At 40.2% G+C, this 8,024-nt stretch carries 6 protein-coding genes and 1 pseudogene; 3 read left to right on the top strand and 4 right to left on the bottom strand.

What is annotated here, in order from left to right; genetic code table 11:
* Positions 1 to 306 precede the first annotated feature (306 nt).
* The 3 genes from Q1R07_RS10945 to uvrC form a co-directional block, all read right to left on the bottom strand.
* Positions 307 to 1,944 carry an amino acid permease gene (locus Q1R07_RS10945; RefSeq protein ID WP_300489895.1) on the bottom strand — a complete coding sequence of 546 codons (1,638 nt, stop codon included), beginning with the start codon at positions 1,942 to 1,944 and terminating at the stop codon, positions 307 to 309.
* 114 nt (positions 1,945 to 2,058) lie between these two features.
* Positions 2,059 to 4,260, bottom strand: coding sequence for a patatin-like phospholipase family protein (locus Q1R07_RS10940; RefSeq protein WP_300489892.1), 2,202 nt, complete (start codon positions 4,258 to 4,260; stop codon positions 2,059 to 2,061).
* A 1-nt stretch (position 4,261) separates the two neighbouring features.
* Positions 4,262 to 6,067, bottom strand: coding sequence for an excinuclease ABC subunit UvrC (uvrC, locus tag Q1R07_RS10935; RefSeq protein WP_300489889.1), 1,806 nt, complete (start codon positions 6,065 to 6,067; stop codon positions 4,262 to 4,264).
* A gap of 123 nt (positions 6,068 to 6,190) precedes the next feature.
* Between uvrC and Q1R07_RS10930 the strand changes: the two genes are divergently transcribed.
* The 3 genes from Q1R07_RS10930 to Q1R07_RS10920 are packed head-to-tail and all read left to right on the top strand — an operon-like array spanning position 6,191 to position 7,904.
* On the top strand, positions 6,191 to 7,168 hold the full coding sequence (locus tag Q1R07_RS10930; RefSeq protein ID WP_300489886.1) for a succinylglutamate desuccinylase/aspartoacylase family protein: 978 nt from the start codon (positions 6,191 to 6,193) through the stop codon (positions 7,166 to 7,168).
* Complete coding sequence (locus Q1R07_RS10925) at positions 7,158 to 7,724, top strand: 5-formyltetrahydrofolate cyclo-ligase (protein ID WP_300489883.1); 567 nt, start codon at positions 7,158 to 7,160, stop codon at positions 7,722 to 7,724. The genes Q1R07_RS10930 and Q1R07_RS10925 overlap by 11 nt, the downstream gene beginning before the upstream one ends.
* A 3-nt stretch (positions 7,725 to 7,727) precedes the next feature.
* Positions 7,728 to 7,904, top strand: a complete 177-nt coding sequence (locus Q1R07_RS10920; RefSeq protein WP_300489881.1) for a hypothetical protein — start codon at positions 7,728 to 7,730, stop codon at positions 7,902 to 7,904.
* Positions 7,905 to 7,935: 31 nt separating this feature from the next.
* Here Q1R07_RS10920 and Q1R07_RS10915 read toward each other — a convergent pair.
* A pseudogene (locus Q1R07_RS10915) lies at positions 7,936 to 8,024 on the bottom strand (lipoprotein signal peptidase); the annotation flags it as partial.

The following is an 8,024-nucleotide window of genomic DNA, read 5'->3' as shown; positions in this document are numbered from 1 at the left end:
TTACGAAAGATGGTATGTCTTTTTGGTGGAATCTGTCCTAATTTATGATAAAATGGCATATTTTTTAATTTTAAAAATTTAAAATGTACAACCCGGATTACTCGCAGTGCTGTTGAAATATTTTAACATAAACAATCCGCTCATTCCGGATTTCTCTTAATGAGGTATTTTAGCAGTCCTAATAAGCCTTCCCAATGTAAACTCATGATCATACAAATATCGGGATTTTATCACATTTCTTTAAAATAAAAATTCCCAAAAAAAGCGATATCGTCATTTTTTTGGGAATTTAAAACTATTTTTTTCTTATTTGTTCTTTTTATAACTCAATGCATAGACTACAGCGTGAATTGCTGCAAAAATCAGTGAGAAATAATATAGGAACGTATCGTCGATTTCAGGGTTCGAATGGTGTACAAAAGCTACTACAACCAGAGCTACTACCATTGCTAATCCGGATAAGCTTACAATTCGGTAGCTTTTACCGTCAAACGAACCACCGTTTAGGATACTGTGTTTCATTCCGTAGAAAATATACAAGTCGAAACCGATCATCATCCAAACGATCAAACGGATCCATGTATCCAACGGCAGGAACACCATCATAAACAAACATACCCCAACACCTAATATTGGCACTAACGGCACCAATGGTGTTTTAAACGCTCTTGGCGCATCCGGCATTGTTCTTCGCATTACAATTACCCCAAGACATACCAGGATAAAGGCAAATAAGGTTCCGATACTGGTCATTTCTCCAACTACACGAGCCGGAACAAATGCTGCAAACAAACTCACAATCAACATGAATAACAAGTTGTTTTTAGCCGGTGTTCTATATTTTGGGTGTACTTCCGAGAATACTTTTGGCATCAAACCATCTTTACTCATCGAGAAGAATACACGACTTTGTCCCATTAACATTACTAAAATTACCGAAGCATATCCTGCTAAAATCGCAAGGATAATCGCTTTATTCAACCACGGATAAGCCGGCGTAATCATACCCGATGCATCGGCTACTCCCATATGATCAATCGCAATAGCCACCGGTGCAATTCCATCGGCTCCTGCAAAAGCAGAATAATTTACTACTCCGGTCATTACGTGCGCAAACAAGATATACAGTACTGTACAGATGATCAACGATAACAAAATACCAATTGGCATATCTCTTTTCGGATTTTTCGCTTCCTGAGCAGCAGTCGACACCGCATCAAAACCGATATAGGCAAAGAATACGATCGCCGCAGCACGGATGATTCCTGTAAATCCGAATTCACCAAAAGTACCTGTGTTTTCCGGGATATACGGGGTATAGTTTTCCGGACGGATATATTGCCATCCCAATGCGATAAACACCAATACCACTGTTACTTTAAGCAATACGATAATACCGTTTACTAAAGCCGATTCTTTTGTTCCGCGCATTAATACTAATGACATAACCATTACAATAAGCACCGCAGGAATGTTAATCAAACCACCTTCAAAAGGCGAATGCGTCAACTGTTCGCTGAGATGAATACCATAGCCATCTAAAAATTTTGTAAGATAGCGCGACCAACTAATGGAGACGGTTGCCGCACCAACGGCATATTCCAGTACAAGATCCCAACCGATAATCCAGGCAACGAATTCCCCCATAGTGGCAAACGAATAGGTATACGCACTACCTGCAACCGGAATCATGGATGAAAATTCAGCATAACATAAACCGGCAAAAAGACATCCGATAGCCGCCACAACAAAAGAAATGGTAATCGCCGGTCCTGCATTGGTTGCCGCAGCCAAACCGGTAATCGAAAACAATCCCGCTCCAATAATCGCTCCTACACCTAACGCGGTTAATCCCGATGCCGTTAATGTTTTCTTTAATCCTTTTTCTGATTCCGAGGCTTCTTCGATGAGTTGCCCCAGTGGTTTACGTTTCCAAATTGACATAAATATAGTTTTTCGGTTTTTTTTAGTTTCCAAAAATATAATTTTTTAAAAACATTCACATATAAAATACAGTTTAATCCGAAAAATGTCGCTTTTAAAACGTTTTTTGTAAGATTAAAACCAAAAACCTACGCTGAACCAGGTATTGCCGTCTTTGGTTTCGGGCGACCAACTGTATTTCACTTCAATTGGCCCGATAAGTGTTTCAAAACCATAACCGAGTGCATATCCGGAATAGTTGGCATTTAAAAACCAATCGGTCGTATTAAAGATTTTCTGACCTACATTGGCATAGTTTGCCGTAAAGTTGATATGGTGTTTTTTATAGAATTCATAATCCAGTGTTGCGCTTCCCTTTATATAGCTGTCGCCGGCAATACTCAGGAAATCGTAGCCGTAAAAATGGCGAAAATTGTTAATCATCTGATAACCATAACCACCCAATACAAAATTAAAATACGGCACACCTTCTTTTCCGATTGTAAATCCGGCTTCCGACTGTACTTTTAGTGAGATCGTTTTGTAAAACGTTTTAACAATACCAGCATCTGCTTTGGCAATAGAAAACTGACTTAAACGATCATGATCGTTTTTTGTATAGGCCGTGGTATGGAAATCACCGGAAAAATACCAACCTCTTTTCGGGAAATATTTCTGATCGAAGGAATCGTACTTCAGGTTTCCGAAAATGGAAAAATAATCGTCGCTGCTTATTACACCACCGATATTTTCGAGTGTGGAAGAGCGTATTTTAAGATGTTTATGTTCCAATCCGGCGCCAATCAGGAATTTCTGAGCAAAAACGGTTTGCAGGTAAATTTGGTTTGTAAAATCGGAAAAATCAACATTAATCGATTTTAGCCCCAGGTTTGTCAATATTTGTCCGTCGCTAAAATCGGTTGCCACATTTTTATTAAATCGGTTGTAGCGGGAGTTAAATCCAAAACTCCAGTAAAAGCCATTATCGATATAATAATTCAGGTTATATCGGAAATTGTCCCCCAAAATAACATCCAGTGAAACCACGTCGTTTTTTAGCAGGAACTTTTTCTGTGTCAGATTGAGCAACACTGCACTTTTATACAGTTCATCGTAATGCAATCCGAACTTTAGATACCGGTTCATCGGGTTTTCTTTTAAACTCAGCACCAGATTATCTCCTTTTTCGGCTTCTTCGAAATAATAGGAAATCGAACTAAAGTTTTGTGTGGCATTTAGATTATTGATTCCTTTATCCAGCGCGGCATTTGTGATTTTTGAATTCTGATGAAAGCGCAGTTTTCCCAAAACATAGGCTCTGGTATAACCTTCAATTCCATTGATTTCAATTTTGGAAATTTGCAGTGTATCGGTAAGCCTTCGCGGTTCGAACAGTACCGATTTACTGGCGATCTCGCCGAGTTTTGCCAGATCTTCATAAACGGAAAAAGCCGCTTCCTCACCTTTTTTGATAATTTCACCGCCTTGATCAAACGAAATCACCGAATAGCCTTGTATATTGGGCTTAATATAAATATCGGTTGCTTTCTTTTTGGCTTCCATCTGCCCGATCATTGAGAAATTCGTGATCTGCAACAGTACTCCCGTAGCACCGCCAATGGTATTCCGATCTTTCAATCCATCCTGTACATCGACACCGATAATAATATCTGCACCCATTTTTTTAATTTCCTCGATTGGGTAATTATCCACTACACCCCCGTCGATCAAAATACGACCATCGATTTCCACCGGCGAATACAACGATGGAAAAGCGCCACTCGCCAAAATCGCCTGAGGCAATATTCCTTTGTTCAGGACTACTTTTTGTCCGGTTTCAATATCGGTTGCAATACAAACAAAAGGAATTGGAAGATCGTTAAAATTGCGTATATGTCGCACGTGATTGGTAAGTCGCGTCAATAGGTTATAATTATACAATCCTTTTGACAAAGCCGTAGGAACTCCGATTTTAAATTTATTAAACGGAAGTGATAACGCATATACTTCGTCATTGCGTTTTTCGAAAAAACTTTTGGATGCACGCGGAATATAATCCTGTAGCAAGGCATCCGAATCCACTTCACGGAATATCGAATCCAACTGTCGCGCCGAATATCCGGAGGCATACAATCCGCCGATAATCGCCCCCATACTGGTTCCTCCGATATAATCGACCTGAACTCCTGCTTCTTCCAGCACCTTTAACACACCAATATGCGCCAGTCCTTTTGCGCCACCACCACTCAATACAACTCCGACTTTAGGCCTTTTATCCTGTGCTTGTATCGCCTGTATCAAACATAGGCTCAAAAGTAGCAGTAGTATTTTTTTCATATCACTTGGTCGAATTGGTTGCCTTGTAAAATTCGGTAATTTTTTTGGCTTTTGAAAGCCCTACGACCTCAGAAATTTCTTTTTCCGATGCCTGAGTGAGTCTTTTTACCGATTTGAAATGCTTTAACAGCGTAATCATGGTTTTTTCACCGATGCCCGGAATGGATTCTATCGACGTTTGCAAAGCGTTTTTACTTCTTTTATCCCTGTGGAATGTAATCCCGAAACGGTGTGCTTCATTCCGAAGATGCTGAATCGTTTTCAGGGTTTCGGATTTTTTATCGAGATATAACGGAACCGAATCGCCCGGATAGTAGATTTCTTCCAGTCGTTTCGCAATTCCGATAATGGCAATTTTACCGCGCAATCCCAATTCCTCAAGACTTTTTAAAGCCGATGACAATTGTCCTTTACCACCGTCGATAATGATTAGTTGCGGTAAGGATTCGTTTTCGTCAAGCAGGCGTTTATAACGACGGTATACCACCTCTTCCATTGAGGCAAAGTCGTTGGGTCCTTCGACGGTTTTGATATTAAAATGGCGGTAATCCTTTTTGCTCGGTTTGCCATCTTTAAACACCACACAAGCCGAAACCGGGTTTGTTCCCTGAATATTGGAGTTATCGAAACATTCGATATGACGCGGTTCGACCGACAAACGCAGGTCTTTTTGCATTTGCGCCATGATTCGGTTGGTATGTCGGTCCGGATCGACAATCTTGATTTGCTTTAGCTGATCCAAACGATAGTATTTGGCATTTCGTTCGGACAAATCCAGAATTTGTTTTTTATCGCCCAGTTTGGGTACGGTAACTTTTATCGTTTCTCCCAAATCCATTTCGAACGGCACTACGATTTCTTTTGAATTGAGATGAAAACGCTCGCGAAGTTCCACTACGGCCAATTCGAGTAACTCCTGATCGGTTTCCTCGAGTTTCTTTTTCAACTCCATCGTATGCGAACGTACAATCGCTCCATGCGAAATCTGAAGAAAATTGATATATGCCATACTTTCGTCCGATACAATCGAAAACACATCGATATTCGAAATTTTCGGATTTAAGATGGTCGACTTGGCCTGGTAGTTTTCCAGCACTTCGATTTTTTCCTTTATTTTTTGCGCTTCTTCAAACCGCATTTCCGAAGCAAGTGTGATCATCAGCTTTTTAAAGTCTTTTAAACTTTCTTTAAAATTACCTTTTAGGATTTCCCGAATCGCATTGACGTGTTTCTGATAATTTTCGAGTGATTCATAGCCTTCGCAAGGGCCTTTACAATTTCCGATATGGTATTCGAGGCATACTTTAAACTTTCCGCTATCGATATTCGACTTACTCAGATCGTAATTACACGTCCGCAACGGATATAACTCCTTGATTAGTTCCAACAGCGTATTTACCGTTTTAAAACTGGTATACGGCCCGAAATACTCCGATCCGTCTTTTACCATATTACGGGTTGGAAATATCCGGGAAAAGGGTTCTTTTTTAATACAGATCCACGGATAGGTTTTATCGTCTTTTAAAAGGACATTATACCGCGGTTGCAATTTCTTGATCAGGTTGTTTTCCAACAACAGCGCATCCGTTTCCGTTGGAACAACAATATGTTTAATGGATACGATTTTTTTGACCAGAACGTTTGTTTTGGCCGTATCGTGTATTTTATTAAAATAGGAAGCGACCCGCTTTCTGAGGTTTTTGGCTTTTCCGACATATAATATTTTTCCGTCTTTATCATAATATTGATAAACACCCGGACTATCGGGTAAGGTTTGTATCTGAAGCTCTAAAGAAGGAATACTCATTGTAAGTCTGCTATTTTCGGAATTGCATTCAAATTTACAAATAACATTTCTGATAACCGAAAAACAGCATCAACTTAGCCGGCTTACCGCAGAAATAGTTACTTTTATCTTTTGATTATATTTATGAGTTACCAGCACAAAGGCATTACGATACTAAAAGAGACTGTATTACCGGGCGAAAGCAAAACCATCAATATGGAAATTGCGAAGCTCCACACGATGACCAAATTAAAAATTCCGATCATTGTAGAACGCTCCAAAATAGCCGGACCAACCGTTTTATTTACGGCCGGATTACACGGCGATGAGATTAACGGGACGGAAATTGTCCGACAACTCATCGTACAGAAAATCAACAAACCCAAAATCGGGACGATTATCTGTATTCCGATCATAAACATTTTTGGATTTGTCAACAAAACGCGTGAATTCCCGGATGGACGGGATTTGAATCGGGTTTTCCCAGGTAGTAAAACCGGTTCACTGGCCAGTCGGTTTGCCTATTATCTACTAAAAGAAATCATTCCTCACGTGGATTATGCCATCGATTTTCATGCCGGTGGCGCCAGTCGTTTTAATGCGGCACAAATCCGGATCATTCCGGACAACACCGAATTAAAAGCACTGGCCGATGTTTTTCACGCACCGTTTACATTGTTCTCCAAAAATATCAACGGTTCGTTTCGCAGTGCCTGTCATAAACTGGGTGTAAAAATGTTGCTTTTTGAAGGCGGAAAATCCAATGACATCAATAACATCATAACCGAACAAGGAGTAGACGGCGCCAAAAGAGTATTGGATTACCTGCATATGCTAAACGACCGACAAAAAACGAATACGCCGGAAGACAAAATTATTTATATTGAAAAATCGACCTGGGTACGCGCCCGTTTTTCCGGCTTGTTTCACAGCAATACCGAAATTGGTCAATATGTAGAACGCGGTGATTTGCTTGCAGTGGTTTCCGATCCGTATGGCAAAGAAGAACACAAGCTAAAAGCACCAAATTCCGGTTATATTATCAATGTAAACGAATCGCCAATTGTATATCAGGGTGATGCGATTTATCATATTTCAACTACTTTAAGCCATGACAACTAAACGCGAGTTGCGAAAAAAATATAAGGAACTGCGAAAAGCACTTTCGCCGGAAGCGATCGAAACCAAAAGTCTCGAAATCGCCAACCGTTTATTGCAGACAGATATCTGGAATTACACCTATTATCATTTGTTTCTTCCGATCACTGAACAAAATGAAGTCGACACCGAGTTTGTTTTACAAATCCTGGCTGGTAAGGACAAAGAAACGGTTATTTCGAAATCGGATTTTGAAACCGGAAAAATGGTACACTATTTGTTAACCGATAGTACGAAGATCCGGAAAAACGAATACAACATTCCGGAACCGGTAGACGGGATTGAAGTTCCTTCGGCAAAAATCGATGTGGTTTTTGTTCCGCTATTGGCTTTTGACACGAACGGACATCGCGTTGGCTACGGAAAAGGCTTTTACGACCGTTTTCTTTCGGAATGCAAAGAAGATGTGATTAAGGTTGGATTGTCGTTTTTTGAGGCCGAAAATGCGATTGCCGATGTATTTGAGAGCGATATCGCTTTGGATTATTGTATTACCCCAGATAAAATTTATACTTTTTAGCTTATGAAGTCATTTGTCCTACTTTTAGGTTGCAGTTTTGCACTTATCCTTTCCGGTTGCAGCACAACGGTTCACACGACCGGAAACAGCAATTCCGGCAAGCCGCTTCCTCCGGGTCAAGCGAAGAAAATTTACGGAACCAAAAGCGCCAAGCCTTTTGCTCCGGGACAACAGAAATAAAAAAAGCGTCAGAGATGACGCTTTTTTTATTTTATTTTCCGAAGGCTTTTTTATTAAACACAATCAGCATTCCTACCGCTACGGATATCGCCATATCGGCTACGTTAAAAATCGCATTAA

The sequence above is a fragment of the Flavobacterium sp. genome, assembly GCF_030146175.1.
GTDB lineage: Bacteria > Bacteroidota > Bacteroidia > Flavobacteriales > Flavobacteriaceae > Flavobacterium.
The sequence above is the reverse complement of the archived record's forward strand: the minus strand, read 5'-3'. Positions and strand labels throughout refer to the sequence as shown.